The sequence below is a fragment of the Pseudomonadota bacterium genome, assembly GCA_036339585.1.
Taxonomy (GTDB): Bacteria; Pseudomonadota; Alphaproteobacteria; order UBA8366; family UBA8366; genus UBA8366.
The window spans coordinates 22,128-41,100 of record JAYZAS010000001.1; the positions used below are offsets into that span (position 1 = coordinate 22,128).

14 protein-coding genes are annotated in these 18,973 nt (G+C 45.8%); 8 read left to right on the top strand and 6 right to left on the bottom strand.

What is annotated here, in order from left to right:
- Positions 1-5: 5 nt before the first annotated feature.
- Both VX941_00120 and VX941_00125 read right to left on the bottom strand, forming a co-directional pair.
- Complete coding sequence (locus VX941_00120; protein MEE2931813.1) at positions 6-1,430, bottom strand: MmgE/PrpD family protein; 1,425 nt, start codon at positions 1,428-1,430, stop codon at positions 6-8.
- Between the two features lie 130 nt (positions 1,431-1,560).
- Positions 1,561-2,241: a DinB family protein gene (locus tag VX941_00125; GenBank protein ID MEE2931814.1), complete on the bottom strand. Its 681-nt coding sequence runs from the start codon at positions 2,239-2,241 to the stop codon at positions 1,561-1,563.
- A 491-nt stretch (positions 2,242-2,732) separates the two neighbouring features.
- On the opposite strand from VX941_00125, the gene VX941_00130 reads away from it, so the two are divergent.
- The gene (locus tag VX941_00130) at positions 2,733-4,286 is read left to right on the top strand and encodes an FAD-binding protein (protein ID MEE2931815.1); all 1,554 of its coding nucleotides are present in this window, start codon (positions 2,733-2,735) and stop codon (positions 4,284-4,286) included.
- Between the two features lie 116 nt (positions 4,287-4,402).
- On the opposite strand, the gene VX941_00135 is transcribed toward VX941_00130, so the two are convergent.
- Positions 4,403-5,701 (bottom strand): FAD-binding oxidoreductase, encoded by a 1,299-nt coding sequence (locus VX941_00135; GenBank protein MEE2931816.1) that lies wholly within the window; start codon positions 5,699-5,701, stop codon positions 4,403-4,405.
- An 82-nt stretch (positions 5,702-5,783) separates the two neighbouring features.
- Between VX941_00135 and VX941_00140 the strand changes: the two genes are divergently transcribed.
- The 6 genes from VX941_00140 (at position 5,784) to VX941_00165 (ending at position 12,636) form a co-directional block, all read left to right on the top strand.
- Positions 5,784-7,076 carry an amidase gene (locus VX941_00140; protein MEE2931817.1) on the top strand — a complete coding sequence of 431 codons (1,293 nt, stop codon included), beginning with the start codon at positions 5,784-5,786 and terminating at the stop codon, positions 7,074-7,076.
- A 2-nt stretch (positions 7,077-7,078) separates the two neighbouring features.
- Positions 7,079-7,849, top strand: a complete 771-nt coding sequence (locus tag VX941_00145; GenBank protein ID MEE2931818.1) for an SDR family oxidoreductase — start codon at positions 7,079-7,081, stop codon at positions 7,847-7,849.
- Positions 7,850-7,868: 19 nt separating this feature from the next.
- A complete protein-coding gene (locus VX941_00150) occupies positions 7,869-8,231 on the top strand; it encodes a dihydroneopterin aldolase (protein MEE2931819.1) in 363 nt (120 codons plus the stop codon).
- Positions 8,232-8,589: 358 nt separating this feature from the next.
- Positions 8,590-10,032, top strand: coding sequence for a sulfatase-like hydrolase/transferase (locus VX941_00155; protein MEE2931820.1), 1,443 nt, complete (start codon positions 8,590-8,592; stop codon positions 10,030-10,032).
- 22 nt (positions 10,033-10,054) lie between these two features.
- Complete coding sequence (locus VX941_00160; GenBank protein MEE2931821.1) at positions 10,055-11,509, top strand: sulfatase-like hydrolase/transferase; 1,455 nt, start codon at positions 10,055-10,057, stop codon at positions 11,507-11,509.
- Positions 11,510-11,511: 2 nt separating this feature from the next.
- A complete protein-coding gene (locus VX941_00165) occupies positions 11,512-12,636 on the top strand; it encodes a DSD1 family PLP-dependent enzyme (protein MEE2931822.1) in 1,125 nt (374 codons plus the stop codon).
- Positions 12,637-12,784: 148 nt separating this feature from the next.
- On the opposite strand, the gene VX941_00170 is transcribed toward VX941_00165, so the two are convergent.
- Genes VX941_00170 through VX941_00180 form a run of 3 tightly spaced genes read right to left on the bottom strand, consistent with a single transcriptional unit; the run spans position 12,785 to position 17,185 of the window.
- A complete protein-coding gene (locus tag VX941_00170) occupies positions 12,785-14,071 on the bottom strand; it encodes an amidase (protein ID MEE2931823.1) in 1,287 nt (428 codons plus the stop codon).
- 25 nt (positions 14,072-14,096) lie between these two features.
- A complete protein-coding gene (locus VX941_00175; GenBank protein MEE2931824.1) occupies positions 14,097-15,515 on the bottom strand; it encodes an amidase in 1,419 nt (472 codons plus the stop codon).
- Between the two features lie 26 nt (positions 15,516-15,541).
- Positions 15,542-17,185, bottom strand: a complete 1,644-nt coding sequence (locus tag VX941_00180) for an amidase (protein MEE2931825.1) — start codon at positions 17,183-17,185, stop codon at positions 15,542-15,544.
- A gap of 98 nt (positions 17,186-17,283) precedes the next feature.
- Between VX941_00180 and ggt the strand changes: the two genes are divergently transcribed.
- A complete protein-coding gene (gene ggt / locus VX941_00185; protein ID MEE2931826.1) occupies positions 17,284-18,891 on the top strand; it encodes a gamma-glutamyltransferase in 1,608 nt (535 codons plus the stop codon).
- Positions 18,892-18,973 lie beyond the last annotated feature (82 nt).

Consider the following 18,973-nt stretch of genomic DNA (forward strand, 5'->3'; position numbering starts at 1 on the left):
CTTTCTTATGATAAGCTAATTACTGAATCAAATTCATCAAGGTCAGCTTGGTCTTCAATGCTTAAAATTATGGACCGAATTTCCTCAGCCCGACCAGTTGAAACCGCACTAGTAGCATTTTTCATAAATTTATCGAGGACCTGTTCCTCGCTGATAGGGTGTTCATCCGTACCAAGATTATGCTCTTGAGCGTGCTTCAGCTCGCGTCCATCTTTTGTTCGAACAACTACTGTACCCGAGAAATAGTCGGGATATAGGGTATCAGTCGTAGTGTTGTAATGAATTTTATCGCAGAGACTAAGTATCTCGGGATCACCAAACGCGTCTGGCTCTATTTCAGCCAACGTAAACTGCCCCCGACATATTGCAGCTGCTGTCGCATAATGCACACTAAATTGTGCCTGGTAAGAACTCTGGGGGCGACGCTTGGCCTCCTCAGGAATACAAACTGCCGTTTGATTGGGGTGTGCTAGTACAATTATTGACTCAATTTGGTCAGGCTTCAATTCATACTCTTGCCGAAGCTTTATACCAGTTTCTATAAACGCGTGTAACCAATGACATGCTGGATATGGTTTGTAAGCAACATTTGACAATTCCCATACATTTCCGAGCCCATTTGTCACAACATCTAAGTCAATCTCCTGCCCATGAGCATAGCACCCGTAAAGACCTTGCTCATATTCATAGATAGTTTCCGGCCCGGTGAAACCGTGGCGCGCCCACATAGCGGCATTAATGCCGTTAACGGCCGCAATTCCAGTATGCATACGCTTTGCCCAAGCACCATTCGCATGGTAGGCACGAGTGGGCCCACCGAAGCTCGCTACAAGACCCTGAGCATGAGTTAGCTGACTAACAGTAAGATCGCAAAGTTTGCCAGCAACCATCGCACAGCCATACGCGCCTATTATTCCAGTCGTATGAAAACCATTTGCATGAATACCCCCAGCAGCCGCCTTTGCGAGGCGTGATCCAGTCTCAACTCCTATCAAATACGCTTCCAATGCCTCGTACCCAGTCTTTGCATTCGCCATCGCCAAAATAAATGCAGTGGGCACAGTACTCCCTGAGATATGAATAACACCGGTTGTATGAGTATCATCAAAATCAAGCCCGTGCACTAATACCCCATTTACCATCACCGCATCACGAAGCGGCAAACGATGTGCAAGCCCAACCACAGGAAAGTCTCCTTCTCCACCAAGGTCTAGCCCAGCGCTTGCTGCTTTGTGACCGTAATCTTTCGTGGATGACGCAAGCGCGATACCAAAACTATCTAAAACATGGAGTTTTGCTAAATTAATGATCTCCTTTGGCACGTTCGTAAGGGAGAACTTTTCAACAAATTCTGCAACCTGTTGAGAAACTGTTACGGATTTTTCAATTTTAGATTGCTGAAACTCAGAGGGTGTTACGACGTTGCTCATAAAAAAAACTCCCGGTTAGGATCTAAACACAACTTTGTCAGATCGACGCCTAATTAAAATTAATCAACTTGTTTTGATATTTTGGAGGCAGTCTCAAAAAATCTCTGCGAGACCATTATTTTAGTGCTCCCTACTGTGCTGCTTGCATGGTTTCGTTATCCTCACTCATCGGTTCATCATCCCAAATTTTTTTCGGCATTGGTAACCCGTTGAATACATCTTCATCAATAGGTTTTGAGGGAGGATTACCTCTATTTTCTAGATACATCTTAAGCTGTCGAATATGTTGCCCAGGGTGCCAAGTTACCCGTTCAAGAAGTTCCCTCAATGTAACGTCACCCCAATAAGCATTAGCAGGCTCGGTGCCGTCTCCTGAATAAACCGAATGCCAGCCTTTAAAGCGCTTCAGCACAGCACGACCGTAAACTGCGAGATCAGCACCAGTATTAATGTCTTTAGGGTGATCTATATCCGCGATGGTCGTGTGATATTCCTCCGCTTCTCCATCCATAAGTTCGCAAAATGCCTCGACGATTCGGTAGATGTGGTAACAAAGTTGCCGAATTTTACGATCCCGGTTAGGGAGCTTAGGCTCGAGGTCTTCGTCCTTCATCTCTTCCATGTAAGATATGGCTGCCAACAAAATAATATCCATCTTGGCTGCCAACTCATCTACACTAAACTCTTGAATGTCTCCAAGAGGAATGCCAACAAAGTCACATACGTCTTTTAATTTTTGCCCCATAACATAGCTCATACCGCGCGAAATAGCAGGAATACGCTTAATACCAATGCGTTGGAGCCTAGCCATTCCTTCTGAATTGCCATGAACATTTACCGATTCGTAGACGACCCCACGGGCCGTAAGAAACTCTTTGAGTCTCAGGCAACTAGTTCATCCTGGCTGCCAATAGACGTATAGTGGTTCTGTCATAACTGTGAGCCTCCTTACCTTAATACAGTATAGAATGTGACCGTACTACAGTATGGAATGCGACTGTCGAGAAGGCAAGTATCTGTAGGCCATTAGCTCTCGCATCCTAGAAACAGTTACTGCACTATGCCAACTCAAATTTTACAAAATAATTTACCCGACTTAAATGTTACTTTAGTAAATGATAGAGAGTGTACTTCTCTGGACACCATTGACTTTGAAACCTTAAAATAGTGTGAGTGTGTAGTTGAAAACTATTGGCATACACTGAAGGAACGTCCTGACAAACCCTTGAGCAGATCAAACGGACTGACAAAACTAGCCGAATACACAAAAACATCTCTTTTCTTAATTTGGGAGGATCGAAAATGGCATCAACAAATATTCCACCACAACATGTGAATAGCTTTGATGAGGAATTCGACGTCGTAGTAGTTGGCTTCGGCTACGCGGGCGGTGCTGCTGCCATTGCCGCATGCGACGGGGGGGCAAAAACACTTTTGATTGAAAAGATGCCAATGCCAGGCGGCATTTCGATTTGTGCTGGGGGTGGGGTGAGACTGGCCCTAGAACGAGATCCAGTTGTTGAACATCTATACGAAACAAATGACGGCACAACATCACGAAATATTATTGAAGCATTCGTAGATGAAATGATGCTACTAGATGACTACTTGGAAGACCTCTGTAAAGTGAATAATGCAAGCACCATTACTATAGAAGGACGAGGAGCGAACTATCCTTTTACAGGCTTTGATCAAATGAGATTTGTAGAAGTAGATGACATTCCGGGTGTTGACGTTCTTAAAGTTTACCCACATGCTCGATCCCATCGTAACGGGACTAAACTTTTCAAAGTTGTTCATGATAATGTGAATTCACGTGGCATTGAAGTTCGTCTGAACACCCCAGCTCTAAGATTAATCACTCAGAATACCAATGAGGTAAGGGGTATATGGATCGACGGGCCAGACGGCCGCAAAGCCATAAAGTGTAACAAGGGTGTCATTCTTGCCTGTGGCGGGCTAGAGGCGGCACCGGACATGCAACGTCAGTATTGGCAAATAAATCCGGTCCTCTCCGCCGCCCATCGAGGAAATACTGGAGATGGAATAAAGATGGCAACAGATGTGGGGGCAGATCTATGGCACATGTGGCATTACCACGGCACCTACGGTTTTCGACATCCTGACCCAAGTTATCCCTTTGGAATTCGCATGAAACGCCATCCCGACTGGGTTCCAACAAAGAAAGAAGCTGAAATTCCTATGGCATGGATTCTAGCTGATAAAAAAGGCAATCGTTTTATGAATGAGTATCAGCCCTACACTCAGGATACGGGTCACAGGGCCCTTGATGTATATGATACTGGCAGAATGGAATTTCCTTATGTCCCCTGCTTTATGATTGCAGATGAGGATGGTCGCGAGCGTTATCGTTTCGGCGCTACAATATACAATGACAGCACAATAGAGCCGTATGAGTGGAGTGAAGACAACCTAAAAGAAGTACAAAACGGAATTCTTAAAAAGGCCAACACAATCGAAGAATTAGCGGGGTTTATTGGCTGTGATCCCGTAAATTTGAAAAAAACTATTGAGGAATATAATTCAGCCACCGATTGCGGCTTGGAGGATAAATTTGGCCGCCCACCCAAAACACGTCTCAAGATCGAGCGCCCCCCATTTTACCTTGGAGAAATTTGGCCGGTTGTTTCCAATACTCAAGGTGGTCCGCGACACAACGAGAAGTATCAAATTTGCAACGCTTTTAACGAGCCAATACCCCGTCTTTATGCAGCAGGCGAATGCGGTGGTATCTGGGGTTTCTTGTACCTGGCAGGCGGTAATCTAACCGAGTGCTTCGTCGGAGGACGTGTTTCCGGCAGAGAGGCTAGCGCTTTAAAGGATTGGAATACTTGATCATACCCAATTCAAATACGGTAGCTCTGGCTTGTGGGCTTGAGGAAAACTTAGAGGATGGGATCTGCCTTTTCCGTTTGTAAATAGACCTACTTGGTGTTGCTATCACCTAGTCTCTAAATTCGGAAACGGTCCTGCAGGTTTTTAAGCGCCACCATTGGTGCCAAGAACCACGGGTTGCCCGAATATATCGGATGTGTAGGGTGCTCACTGTCAAATATGGTATTTCCATTTTTTTTTCCCAAAACCTTGAGGCCTGTTTTGTGCCCCAAATAATTGGCGTTCACTACACCTGAGCCGCAAAAACCAGCAACATAAAAAATATCTTCATTTTGTGCTATGTGAAGCATGTGGTCTAACGTGTAGGCGATAAAGCCACCCCAACTATGGGTTATTTTTGTTCCTTCAAGCGACGGAAAAATTCGTAGCAACCGCTTATAAAGCATTCGCCCGCTCCTACGACGGTCTCTGATTTCTGCTGCTCCAGCTCTGCCACCAAACAAAATACGATCATGATCAGGTGACCCTCTAAAATAGTAATGTAACCGACAAGTGTCCCCCAATTGGCGATTACCAGGTACTAAATCAGCCATGATGTTGGAGCCTAATGGCTCTGTTGCGATTATTTGGCTCTGCATTGGTAGAACACGACGACGCAACCAAGGCGACTCATAGCCGGTATACCCGTTTGTAGCGATTACTATTTGCCGAGCTCGTAGAGTAGAGGATCTGCACAAAAGTTTAAAGCCGTTCGCTTCCCTTGTTATTTCTTCGACTGGAGCACGACCGACTACGGGGACACCCTCGGCACAAACTAGCTCCAACAAGCCCTGATGTAGCCTACCAGGATGAAGGTTTCCATCTTCTGCCAAAAAACGACCGCCGAAATATGCCGTTGACCCTATAAACTTATGTTGCGCGTCAGCAGTAACCATTTCACCCTCAACCCCAAGGTGTTTTGATTGCAGGTCAAGATCATAGCCAAGTGTCTCATAATCATTTTTCCTGTGACAACCAATGAACCTACCAACCGGGTGTAGGTCACAGTCAATATTCTCTTTTAAAATAAAATTCTTTAGCCAGTCACGCCCTTCCCGCGCTTCACGATAAAACTGCAGTGCTGTTTCCAAGCCATGCATTTTAATTAATTTTGTAAGTGAGTGTCGGAGCGTGGCTCCAATTGCTCCTCCGTTACGAGAGCTCGCTCCCTCGCCCGGACGACCAGCCTCTAACACGACAACACTTCTCCCACCACGAGCAATCGTGAGCGCTGCTGACAGACCGGCATAGCCGGCTCCAACAACAGCAACATCGATTTTTTGGGGTAGGTTACTTATGTTGGCTTCAGGCCTTGGTGCAGCCAACCACCAGTACGGTGTAAATGCAACGTCGGAAGAGAAAATGTCACGTTTCATGTTCATTACCTCCTGTTGCCGTTCTCAATCGCGTGCTACAAATTAACCCCAATGCAGCATGAATGGAAGAAAAGGTATTTCAGTGGATAAATATCCTAATAAATTATCATTGAGCGAAGCCGCTTCGGCTATTGCGGTAGGAAGTCTTTCATCAGAAGAACTAGTGCAATCTTGCATAGATCGAATAGAGGAGCGAGAGAATGCGGTTCAAGCATGGGCATATTTCGACCCTGAACTTGCGCTAGATCAAGCGAGGAGGCGAGATAACGCAAAGCCTGATGGACCACTACACGGTGTGCCGATCGGGGTGAAGGATATTATCGACACCATGGATATGCCCACCGAATATAACTCACCTATTTACAAAAACCACAGACCATCTATTGATGCAGCATGTGTCGCCAGACTGCGTCAAGCCGGCGCAATAATTATGGGTAAAACCGTGACTACGGAGTTCGCCTCGAGCTACCCAGGACCAACCCGTAATCCTATCAATACAGCCCATACCCCCGGCGGTTCCTCCCAAGGATCTGCTGCTGCAGTGGCTGACTTTATGGTGCAAGGTGCATTAGGCACACAAACCGGCGGTTCGGTAATTCGCCCCAATGCCTATTGTGGCACAGTCGGTTACAAGCCACCTTACAATACTTACGATAAAGCCGGGGTCAAACCTCTCGCTCCCATTATGGACACAGTCGGCTTGATGGTTCGTAGCATTTTGGATGTCGGAATACTCTCCAGCGCTCTTTCTGGATTGAAACCAGCAAAGTTAATAACCGATAATGCGCCGAATTTGCTTTTACATCGAACAGGCCAATGGGATGCTGCAGAAGACTATATCAAGGTACTGATTGAAGATTGTGCCAAAATTTTTTCTTCTGCTGGCGCACAGGTTCGTGATCACGCTTTTGTTCAACCCTATGATAACCTACAAGCCGCTCAGAGAGTAGTTATGGCAGTAGAAGCCTGTCGGGAGTTCAAGGAAGAATGGATGAACCATCAAGACTTGTTGAGCAAACCATTTCAGGATTTGATGCTACGCGGTTTCGAGACAACTCCTGAGGAGCGAGGGGAAGCTGAGGGTTTACTCAAATATGGACGAGGGAACTTGTCTGAAATATTTACAGAAGGTGAAATTTTACTTACTCCAGGTGCGCCTGGCGAGGCACCGAAAGGTATAGGATCCACAGGTGATTCAATTTTTAACAGGGCTTGGACTTTTTTAGGCGTAGCATGTCTCTATTTGCCGGTTACCAATGGTCCGAATGGTCTGCCAATTGGGATACAATTGATAGACCCTCACAACAACGAAGCTCGTTTACTTTCCGCTGGGGTTTGGTGTGCTAAGAAACTTGGGCTAGATGCAATTATTTGATTATGACAAAAACCCTGCCCATGGCCAAAAATATGCTCATAACGGGAGCTGCACAGCGTATCGGTGCCGCCCTCGCAGGGGAAATGGCCGCCGAGGGGTGGCACGTGTGCATTCATTACAACACATCGCAAGCTAAAGCAGAGAAGGTAGCAGATGCTATCATTTCAAAAGGCGGAAAAGCCAGTCTATATCATGCCGATCTCGCCACAACAGAAGGACCGGAGGACTTGATTGCTCGATGTCACGATGAGATTGGGCCACTAAGTTGCCTTATCAATAATGCATCTATTTTCGAATATGATGATCTTGATAGTTTAAACGGAGAGATGCTTGATCTACATCACGCAGTAAATGCGCGCGCACCGCTTCTTTTATCACAAGCCTTTTCAAAAAGAATTCCAAAAAAGGCAAAGGGCAACATAGTAAACATTCTCGATAACAAGGTCATGGCACCAAATCCGGATTACATGTCTTATACCATCAGCAAATTTGCCCTGAAGGCTGCGACTGAAATACTAGCAATGGCCATGGCACCTCAGATAAGAGTGAATGGTATCGCGCCTGGCATCACACTTTTGTCCGGCAAACAGTCAGAATCCCGGTTCAACAAAGCTCACAAAACTAACCCGCTAAAACAAGGCTGTACCCCCGGACAAATTGCCGCTGCTTTAAAGCTTATACTTGACTGCCCTTCGATGACCGGCGAAATCATTGTGCTAGATGGAGGTCAAAGATTACAAAGCCTACCACGCGACATCGCCTTTCTTACATAATTTACGAAAGTATTTTGTTATGCCAATTTCCGCCTCGAAGTTTTTTCTCAAGGACTATGCTGTACCCGTATCCATAGGCATACACGACTTTGAAAAGGCTCGCCGCCAGACTGTTGTAATTAATATCGAGATGTATCTTGAAAATACCGACGTTGATCGCAACGATAGTATCGAAAACACTATAAATTATGACTTTCTAAGATCAGAAATAGAAATTCTCGTAAAAGATCGCCATTTTAATCTTCAAGAAACACTTTGTAATGAAATAGTAAATATATGCAAAGGAAAAAATTTATTCAGTAAAATTATTGTTTCTACAAGTAAACCAGACATTTATAAAGACTGTAAAAGCGTTGGTTTTGAAATGATATTTGAAAAATAGGAAATATATTATACTTTATGCATAATTACCCGATTAATATTAGCGTATAGAAAAACCACGACGATTGAGTAGAAAACATTTTTTAGATATGGGTCGTCTTGCATCGCCTGACTAATCTATGCCGATCACTATTTTAGGTTCTTAAAAGTAGTATTAGCGAAGCCAAAACCAGTAAGCTGTTGCATCATATATTCCCCAAAAAGGCTCCTTATATGGTCATAAAAATTGAGCTATCCGCGTTAAGTATTACGAGCCTCCTATCAGCTATTTAAATAAACATCTTTAATAGTCGATTATCTATCCTGACAGATAGTCAAGCCGTGCTAACATAATGAAAACTTTTACCGGGGATATGATAATGGCTAAAAATGTTTTGTTTATAATGTCAGATGAACATCAACAAAAAGCAAGTGGATGCTATGGGCATCCGTTTGTGAAAACACCCACCATTGATAAGCTCGCTGCAAGCGGAACACGCTTTACAAATGCGTATACCAATTCGCCAATTTGCGTTCCAGCCCGCGCTAGCTTCGCTACGGGTCAGTATGTACACGATATTGGTTATTGGGATAATGCCCATGCATACGAGGGACGCGTTGAAGGATGGGGGCATGCCCTGCAGAAGGCAGGAATGCATTGCCTATCCATCGGGAAACTGCACTATCGCAGTGAAGAAGACCCCACAGGCTTCAACGAGCAAATCGTGCCATTACACATTGTCGATGGTAAAGGAAGTATCGGTGGTAGTGTGAAACAGCCTCTGGCCCCTCCGATTACGAAAAGTAAACTTGCAACTAACATTGGTCCAGGCGACTCCGGCTACATTCAATATGATAAAACGATAATGGAAAAAACTGTAGAATGGCTAGAGACTGAAGCCACACGCCTTACAGATAAACCATGGGCTCTATTTTGTTCCTTTGTTTGTCCACATTTTCCCCTAATTGCGCCGCAAGATTTCTATGACCTTTACCCCCACGACATGCTTCCTCATCCGAAAGGAAACGATCCAGATTATCCCCTTCATCCTTGGATTGATAAATTTCAGAAGGTGCAATGCCACGACGATTTTTTCACTGAAGAGAGCCGTAAAGTAGCCATGGCCTCTTACTACGGTCTGTGCTCCTATCTAGATTCCAATATCAGCAAAGTGCTCATAGCACTTGAAAAGGCGGGACTTCGTGACGACACTTTAATTGTGTACACAGCAGATCATGGCGAAAACCTTGCAACGCGGCGTCTTTGGGGTAAGTCAAACATGTATGAGGAGGCTGCTGCTATTCCAATGATACTGTCGGGGCCCGGCATACCATCCGGCAAAGTCGTAAACACACCAGTTACATTAGCTGATGGATCTGCAACAATTCTCGACGCGTTGGGACTTTCCAACATCTCAGTAGGTGAAACACGTTCGTTATGCAAGATAGCTAATGAGGGTGATGATTTAGAACGTGTTGCATTCAGCGAATATCACGCAACGGGGGCCGACACTGCCGCATTTATGATTCGAAAAGGTAACTTCAAATACATTCATTATGTAGATTACGAATCAGAACTTTTTGATCAGGTTAATGATCCGGAAGAGGAGGAAAATGTGGTTAATAACCCTGATTTTTCAGATATTTTAGCGGATCTTCAGGAAGAGCTTTATGCGAGGGTTGACCCACATGCTGTGAATGAGGCCGCACAGAAATCACAAGCTGCGCTGGTAAATGCAGAGGGAGGGCGCGAGGCCGTCCTTGCCAAAGGTTCGTTTCAAGGAACACCAGCGCCAGGAGAAAAAGCAGAGTATATCCAATAAAAAATATTTTGGAGATTTTGTAATGGAAAAGATGAACGTACTAATTATCATGTCCGACCAACACCAAGGAAAAGCATCTGGTTGTTATGGACACGATTTCGTTCAAACTCCAAACATTGATTATCTTGCTTCCTTAGGAACCCGGTTCACCAATTCTTACACAGACTCGGCAATTTGCGTTCCAGCTCGCGCTGCTATAGCTACCGGCAGATATGTCCATCAAACAGAATACTGGGACAATGGGCATCCCTACGAGGGCCGAGTCAAAGCATGGCATCACATGCTCAAAGAGAATGGGTCTTCCGCCACATCAATAGGTAAGCTTCATTTTCGTAATGAATCGGATAACACGGGATTTGAGGAACAGATCATTCCAATGCACGTGGTTGAAGGCAAAGGTGACGCCCGAAGCTGCATTAAACGACCCATGACTCCACCTATGACACAAAGCAAAACTATGACCGATATAGGAGCCGGCCAGACTTCATACCAGCAATATGACAACGACATAGCAACCAGAGCGTGTGAGTGGCTTCGTACTAAAGCTGCGGATCCGAATACTGACCCATTCTGCGCATTTATTTCCTTCGTATGCCCTCACCCCCCTTATAAGGCACCTGCAGAATTCTACGACCTTTACAGCAAAATAGAAATGCCAGAACCGAAACTGCGCGATCGAGATGTGGAGTACCACCCCTGGATAAAATTAAGTCAATCGCAGCGTAATTTCGATGATTTTGTTACAGAGGACTCTTTGCCGGTTCTCTTGAGATCCTACTATGGATCTATATCCTACCTGGACAGAAATATAGGCAGAGTGGTCAAAGTCCTTGAAGAAACTGGCCTGCGCGATAACACGATTATCATTTACACATCTGACCATGGCGAAAATCTCGGCACACGGCGGCTTTGGCAGAAGTCTAATATGTATGAGGAAGCATCCTTCATACCAATGATCCTTTCGGGCCCAGGAATACCGGAAGGAAAAGTTTCAAGCACACCCGTTACGCTAATCGATATTGCTCCAACCATTTTAGACTCTCAAGGCCTACTCGACGTGAGCAAGTCTCATGGACTCCCAGGAAGCTCATTGCTCAATCTCGTGCAAGCAGAAAATGATGTTAATAGGATAGCCTTTACCGAATACCATGCTGCTGCGGCTGATCGATCGGCATTTATGATTCGAAAAGGAAGATACAAGTACATTCATTACGTATCTTATGAGCCAGAATTGTTTGACCTCGAAAACGACCCAGATGAACTCAATAGTTTGCACAACGATCCAAACCACTACGCCACCCTGGAACGGTTGGAGGCGGACTTACGATCAATCTGCGACCCTGAATTCGTTGATGAACAGGCATACATTTCTCAATGCGCCAAAGTCCAGGCAGCAGGAGGAAGGGACGCTGTTATGGCACGGGGGAAATATCAGGGAACTCCGATACCTGGACAGAATCCAGAGTTTTTGATTTAACCATGCCCTCCTTTCAACCAGCAATACCAAATATTAGTCTAAACGAGGTTGAGACGCCGGCACTATTACTGGACATGGACATCTTTGAGAAAAACCTTAACACCATGAAGAATGCATTGGCAGGTTCAGGTGTTAGGCTTCGTGCCCACGTTAAGGCCCATAAATGCAGCGAAATTGCTAAACGACAAATCGCCGCTGGTGCCATTGGTATATGCTGCCAGAAAGTATCAGAAGCTGTTACGATGGCGGCAGCCGGTATCAAAAATATTTTGGTTACCAACCAGGTTGTTGACCCGGTGAAACTTCAGCGGCTGTGCTCACTCGGCGGAACGGCTGAGATTGCTGTTTTGTGTGACTCCACGGAGGTAATACCGCTGCTAAGCGAAGCGGCAACCGCTAATGGAACAACGCTTAAAATACTTATAGAAGTCAATGTTGGAGCGAACAGGTGCGGCGTAGACGCTGGCGATCCAGTCGCTTTGCTTGCTTCGGAGGTTGACAACGCGCCCGGCTTAGATTTTGTGGGCTTACAAGCTTATCACGGTAGCGCACAACACCTAGTGTCGGCAAGCGATCGTCGAGCAAAAATTTCAAACACTATCGCAAAGGTTAAACGCACCAAAGCTTCTCTTGCTGCCGTAGGTCTCGATAGAAAATGGGTGACAGGCGCCGGCACAGGCACTTTCACTTTTGAACGCGACAGCGGCGTTTACACAGAAGTACAAGCTGGTTCTTATGCATTCATGGATGGCGACTATGCCAAGATTAAAGGTGATGATGGGCATCCCTTCACAATCTTTTCACATTCACTCTTTTTGTGGTCGAGCGTAATAAGTAATCCTCGCCCTGATCAGGCATTCCTTGATATTGGGCATAAGGGACATAGTATGGATGCAGGGTTAGCCACCGTATTCGACCTTGATGGTATAGAGGTGGCAGGGCAGTCCGACGAGCATACCGCATTGGAGATCGGGCATAATGCAAAAGCACTTAATATCGGTCAAAAATTAAAGCTAGTACCAGGCCATGTAGATCCAACTTTTAATCTTCATGACTGGGTTGTTTGCATAAGAAAAAACAAGGTAGAGGACATTTGGCCCATTGATGCCCGCGGCCCAGGCTTTTGAGTCCAACAACCTGCATTGATTTTCTTGTTGTCAGCATTCAATTTCAGAATTCTTTTTTCAACTAACCTAAAGTGAGCCGTGCACAACGAACATTAAAATATGGATCCTGAAAGGTATTTTTTTGTTTAAACGTCCAAAACGAAACTAATTAAAGATTTCTTAGTTTTGTAGATATAGATTGCGCGACGTCGAATAATTTTCGGTCGCTATTCCGGCCAGAAACGAGTTGTATCCCCATTGGAAGACCCTGAGGGCCTGACTGAACCGGAAGGGTTACAGATGGAACACCTAACATAGTCCACAACCCGTTAAAGATAGCGCTGCCAGTAAAAGCATGACCTTTGAGCGCCTCACCTGGTGCAGAGGGACATAAAACTGCATCATAGTCAGCAAGTATTGCATCTACCTTGAGTTTGAGAACTTCGAGGTCCGCAGTTGCTTTGCGGTATTGATCGTAGGACGTATCTACCCCATTCTGCATGCGTCCATCGCGCAAATCATCACTAAGCTGATCGTGCCGGTTTAACCGCTCCCATGCTACAGTTCGGGCAAATTCCCACCCAGCTATAGTTTTGTGTAGCCGATCAAAATCATTCTCTGACGGTAAATTCAGTTCCGTTATATTTGCACCAGCATCTATTAGAGCGGCCGAAGCGCTTTCGAGCATTTCATGAGTCGCTCTGTCGGCCTTTTCCCAATTCGGCGTTGGATAAAAAGCCAACTTCAGATTAGTTACGTCAGCTGGTAAAACCGGATGTAGCCCCTCCTCTAAAACCACCGATCTAAAAAGGGCAAGGTCATCGACGGATCGAGCTATAATTCCTACGGTGTCGAAGCTTGGCGAATTAGGCAACACGCCATTACGATTGATATCCTGAAATGTGGGCTTGTACCCAACGGTTCCACAATACGCTGCCGGCCTTATAACTGAGCCGCCCGTCTGTGTTCCGAAGGCCATCGGAACCATTCTGTCACCCACTGCAGCAGCAGAACCGGAAGAAGAGCCGCCAGGTGTAAAGGCCGGATTAAAAGGATTTTTAGTTTTGCCTGGGAACCGATGGCCAAATTCAGTAGTTACTGTTTTTCCAACGAGTATAGCTCCGGCTGCACGAGTTATTGCTATGCAGCCAGCATCGCGGCCGGGCTGGAAACCCTGATGTATTTGTGAGCCATAACTAGTTGGCATGTCGTGTGTATCGATAATATCTTTGGCGCCAAAAGGTACACCTGCAGCGAGACTTGCCGCTCCCAGTTTATCAACTTTACGGGCCTTTTCTAATGCGCCATCGCGATCAATATACTCCCAAGCGAGAACCTCTCCTTCTCGGTCAGAAATTCTCTCCAGGCAGCTCCCCATCCATGCTTCCGCGGTTAGGTTTCCTGCCTCAATTTCCTTGAGTCCTTCAGTTGCAGTTAGTTCATAGGCTTCAGCCATTGGATTTTTTCCTCATTCATTTTTATTAAACTTTATCGATCAAACATTCGCGATTACGAAGGTCTGGAGTTACTTCTTCATAAGCATGGCCTATACGGAATGCTTCTGCTTCTTCACCTGGAAGCGTTGTTATCTGTAAACTCATTGGCAATCCAAACACCGGATCATACCCAGTTGGCATGGTAAGCCCAGGGAAGCCCACAAAATTCTGAAGGCCGACCAAATTTCTACCCAAACCAACGAAATCTACCTCTTTACCATTCACAGAAGCCATTTCGGTATTTATTGGTGCTGCTAAACAAGGATAGCCCGGCGTTAGGAGTGCGGAATACCCCTCCAAGAGGTCGACCATCAGCCGCCTCAAAGACCTGCGCCGTTCAACCGCCTTGATATATGTTCTAAGCGTTGTGCTTCGAGCATTCTCCAAACGATCTTGAAGTCGTTTGCCAAATCCAGATGAGTTTTCACCATACCGATCGCAATGAACACTGAAAAACTCTGCATCAGCAATTGCACGTCGATGAGGATTTATTTCCGCAGCAAAGCTGCATGGAATTGTGTCAATCGTTGCCCCAAGGTCACGGAAAACTTCAACTGCTTTATCAAAAGCATCGATAATCGGTTTGTCTACCTCTACGTCAATAAGGTCGGGGCAAACCGCTAGTTTTGCACCTTTTATACCCATATCAAGTTTCGCGCTAAAATCAGGCACAGGCAGGTCTATGCAAAAAGGATCAGCACGATCGAACCCCGCAATAGCTTGCAACAAAATGGCATTATCTTGAACCGTTCGCGTCAAGGGACCCACATGGTCCAAGCTCGTAGCATTTGGAAAGACGCCACGGACGCTGACACGACCGTATGTGGGCTTAAGCCCGACCGTGCCACAAATAGCTGCTGGCCCTCTCACCGAACCACCAGTGTCGGTGCCAAGAGCACCTGGCACCATCTTAGCGGCAACCGCAGCACCAGAACCACCACTTGAACCTGAAGGAACACGGCTTGTATCCCACGGATTTCTGCATGCTCCATAGTGCGGATTGTTGGTGCAAGACTCCGCCGCGAATTCAGCGGTATTACATTTACCTATCATTATTGCGCCAGCATCCTGCAACCGCCTAACGCACTCTGCGTCGGCTGTAGGAACATTGTTGCTATAGAAACTCGATCCATGAGTAGTTAAAATTCCCTCACTATCAATAATGTCCTTCACACCAATGGGTATTCCATGGAGTGGCCCTCTGCAATTTCCTAATGCTAGCTCATCCTCTGCGCGCTGCGCCTCAGAGCGAGCACGTTCACTCGCAACGGTTATAAAAGCATTTAAAATAGGGTTGAGCCCATTAATTTGCTCTAAGAAAATTTCAGTCACCTCGACTGGTGATATTTCCCTCGAGGAAATTTTTTCACTTAATTCGGCAATAGTTAAATTGAAAATCTCCATAACGCTGCAATGTCAACTTACCTTATTTAGTCATTTGCTGGTTGAGCTACCATGATAGATGCCGGCTCAGCATCACGTGTTAAATCCTTTCGCAGACGCTCTGTCATATCATAGATATAGGGTGCCGCCTCGTAAACCTCGTCCATCATTAAATCATCCAGCTCTAGTCCTGCACTTTCCACTGCAGCGGCGGCACGGACTTTTGTTCGTTCACCAACAGACGAAACATCCGGCTTCACTGGTATTACGCCTGTCGGTGGTTTTTTCATGCCCGGTTCGAGCTGAGGACGTGTGTTGCGCCAAGATGTGGATTTCTCAATGGCATAAGCAGCATTTAGCACAGTAGTTTCTGCAAATGGACGACCTGAAATCATTAGCGATACTGGCAAACCGTTGGGGTCAAAACCATTGCATATCGAAATAGACGGGCCACAAACAACATTGAATTGCACAGAGGCCTTTCCTCCAGTCCAATTGCTAATTGACCTATAAGCTGGAAACTCAGGTGCCGGACCTTGGCCCGCAGTTATCAAGACATCATATTTTTTATAAATGTCCTCCATCTCAGCTATCATGACCCGACGCAGCCGGCTTGCTTGCATGTAGTCAACTCCCGAAATAAGACACGCAGGAATAGTGCGACTTCGAAAGTCATGCCCGAAATCACCAGGCCGCTTTATTAAATCCGGATAATTGACAGAGAATATCTCGGATTCTCCCATTATCAGTTTTGTGATACGATATTCTTGTAGAGGCCTTACACGCACGTCAGACACGTTCGCACCTAAACTTTTAAAAACAGCAATACTCTCGTTCATTGCTTTAATTACTGTTTCCGGAAATTTATTTTCTTCCTCATAAAATTGCCTTATCACGCCAACTCGCAAACCTTTTATATCGCCAGTCAATGCTGAACGGTAATCCGGGTAGGCTATTTTTACGCTAGCCGGATCCCCTAAGGGGTCGTAACTGACCATTCCCTGAAGTCCAATAGCTGCATCCTCAACATTCCATGCCATTGGTCCGGCGTGATCATAAGAATAAGAATTGGGTATAATGCCTGACCGGCTTATTAATCCGTATGTTGGTTTTAAACCGACTATTCCGCAAAGCCCTGCGGGTCCTCTTATCGATCCACCGGTATCCGAACCGGTGGCGAGCGGGAACAGTCCGGCCGCTACACCACACCCCGATCCAGTTGAAGATCCGCCAGTAAACCGAGCGAGATCCCAAGGGTTGCGTGCGGGCGGCCAGGGTAAGTCCAATGAAGGACCACCATGTGCAAATTCGTGCGTCGCCAATTTACCAAGCAAAATACCGCCCGCTTGTTTCAAGTTGGCTACGGAGGTAGCATCTTTATCCGGCACATTATTGATAAGTATTTTAGAGTGCGCTGTAGTTAAAATTCCCTTTGTGTCGTAAATATCTTTGAGGGCAAACGGAATACCGTGGAGCGGACCTTTATATCGACCTGCAGTGATTTCTGTTTCGGCCACCTTTGCTTCGGCTCTCGCCTGATCACCGGTCACAAGAAGAAAGGCGTCTAAAATAGGGTTAAGACTCTCGATACGTGCCAGAAGGGCGTCCACGTATTCGACAGGCGATAATTTCTTCTCCTCAATTAATCGGCTGGCTTCACCTATGGATAGAAAGTGTATTTCGTCAGACATACAACGCTACTCCCTTAATATACATTTCTGTAATATTATCTCATTATTTCTAATTTCACCATCCAGTGTAACGATAAGAATCTAATCAGGAGGTTTTTATGAAAGGTGTTGTTGTGTGCCCTCAACCGCGAGCTGCCGACGTGGGAGCAACGGTTTTGAGTGATGGAGGCACGGCATTCGATGCCGCACTTGCGGCCGCATTTGCTCAAATGATTTGTGACCCGTTTATGTGCGGTATTGGTGGGATGGGAACATTACAATATTTCCGTGCCGCTACAGGTCAAAGTGGGATGATTGATTTTCACTCCACCGCAGGAGCTAACGTAACGTCGGACATGTGGATGAAAGATGTTAAAGGCCGTACAGAAGTATCTGGCTATTCACTATTTGATGATTTTCGATCTGAACTTGGTTATACGGCCATCATGACGCCGGGGACTCCAGCAGGGTTTGGCGTCTTTCATAAAAAATTATGTTCTCGCCCTTGGGCTGAGCTCCTTCAGCCCGCCATAGACTACGCCCGCAATGGACTTGTAATGACACCCTACACGAGGCGGGTATGGACCCGCTATCGAATGGAAGGAATTCCAGACGGCACCACCCGAATAAAAGCGACAGATGAATGTGCCCGCGTGTATCTTCATCCAGAAGGACGTCTTTATAATGAAGGTGAGCTTTTTAAACAACCTGACTATGCCGATACCTTAACGAGATTAGCAGAAGCAGGATACAAGGATTTTTATTCAGGGGACTTGGCCAAGGTTATTGCCGATGATCTAGAGAAAAATGGTTCTTTTGTTACCCGTAACGATCTCGAAGGTTACTCACCATCTGTGTGTGAGCCACTTACGGGAACCTATAGAGGACTTACTGTTCGGTCCAATCCTCCGCCAGGAAGTGGTGCAACCATTATAGAAATGCTCCATATCCTTGATCATATTCCGCTCGCTAAGTACCCCCATACTAGCGCTCATCATTTAGATTTTATCGCAAGAGCTATGGCCGCGGCACATCATGATCGCAACAACCACCTTGGTGATCCAATATTCACGGAAACACCTACCGACATGCTAATTTCCAAAAAGCGTGCAAAGCAATGGGTAGAAGAGTTAAAAAATGGGGTTAACCCTCAAACAGGCATGGAAGAACCACCATCTTGCACAACTCATCTCTGCGTTTATGACGCAGATGGAAATGCAGTTGCTGTTACTCATACGCTTGGCACCAGTTCTGGTGTAACAACACCGGGCTTAGGCTTCACCTATAATAATTCCATGAAGTTATTCGACCCCATGCCGGGAAATAGAAATTCAATTGCGCCAGGAAAAGCAAGAACCACGGGTATGGTGCCAACAATGATATTTAAAGATGGGAGGCCTATTCTAATTGCGGGTGCTCCAGGAGGCAGCGTAATAATTAGTGCAGTTCTTCAATCGATTATAAATGTTATAGATTTCAATATGTCTCCGGTAGAGGCAGTAACGGTGCCTCGTATCCATTGTGAGGGTAATGGCATACATGCAGAGGCGACCATTCCGACATTTGTAATTTCGGAGCTTGAGAGGATGGGCCATTCTGTGACCCACAAACCAGAAAGTTTCGCTATGGATATGTCAATGGCACATGTAATTAGTATCGATGAAAACGGCAGGGCAAGAGGTGGTGCTGATCCACGAGCTGGCGGTGGCGTTGCATACGCATTTTAAAATGAAGTCCCGATGACTTCGGTTTTGTTTTCGATTTATCTACAATTGAAATTCTTGCTATTTATAAAGTAATGTACGAAGT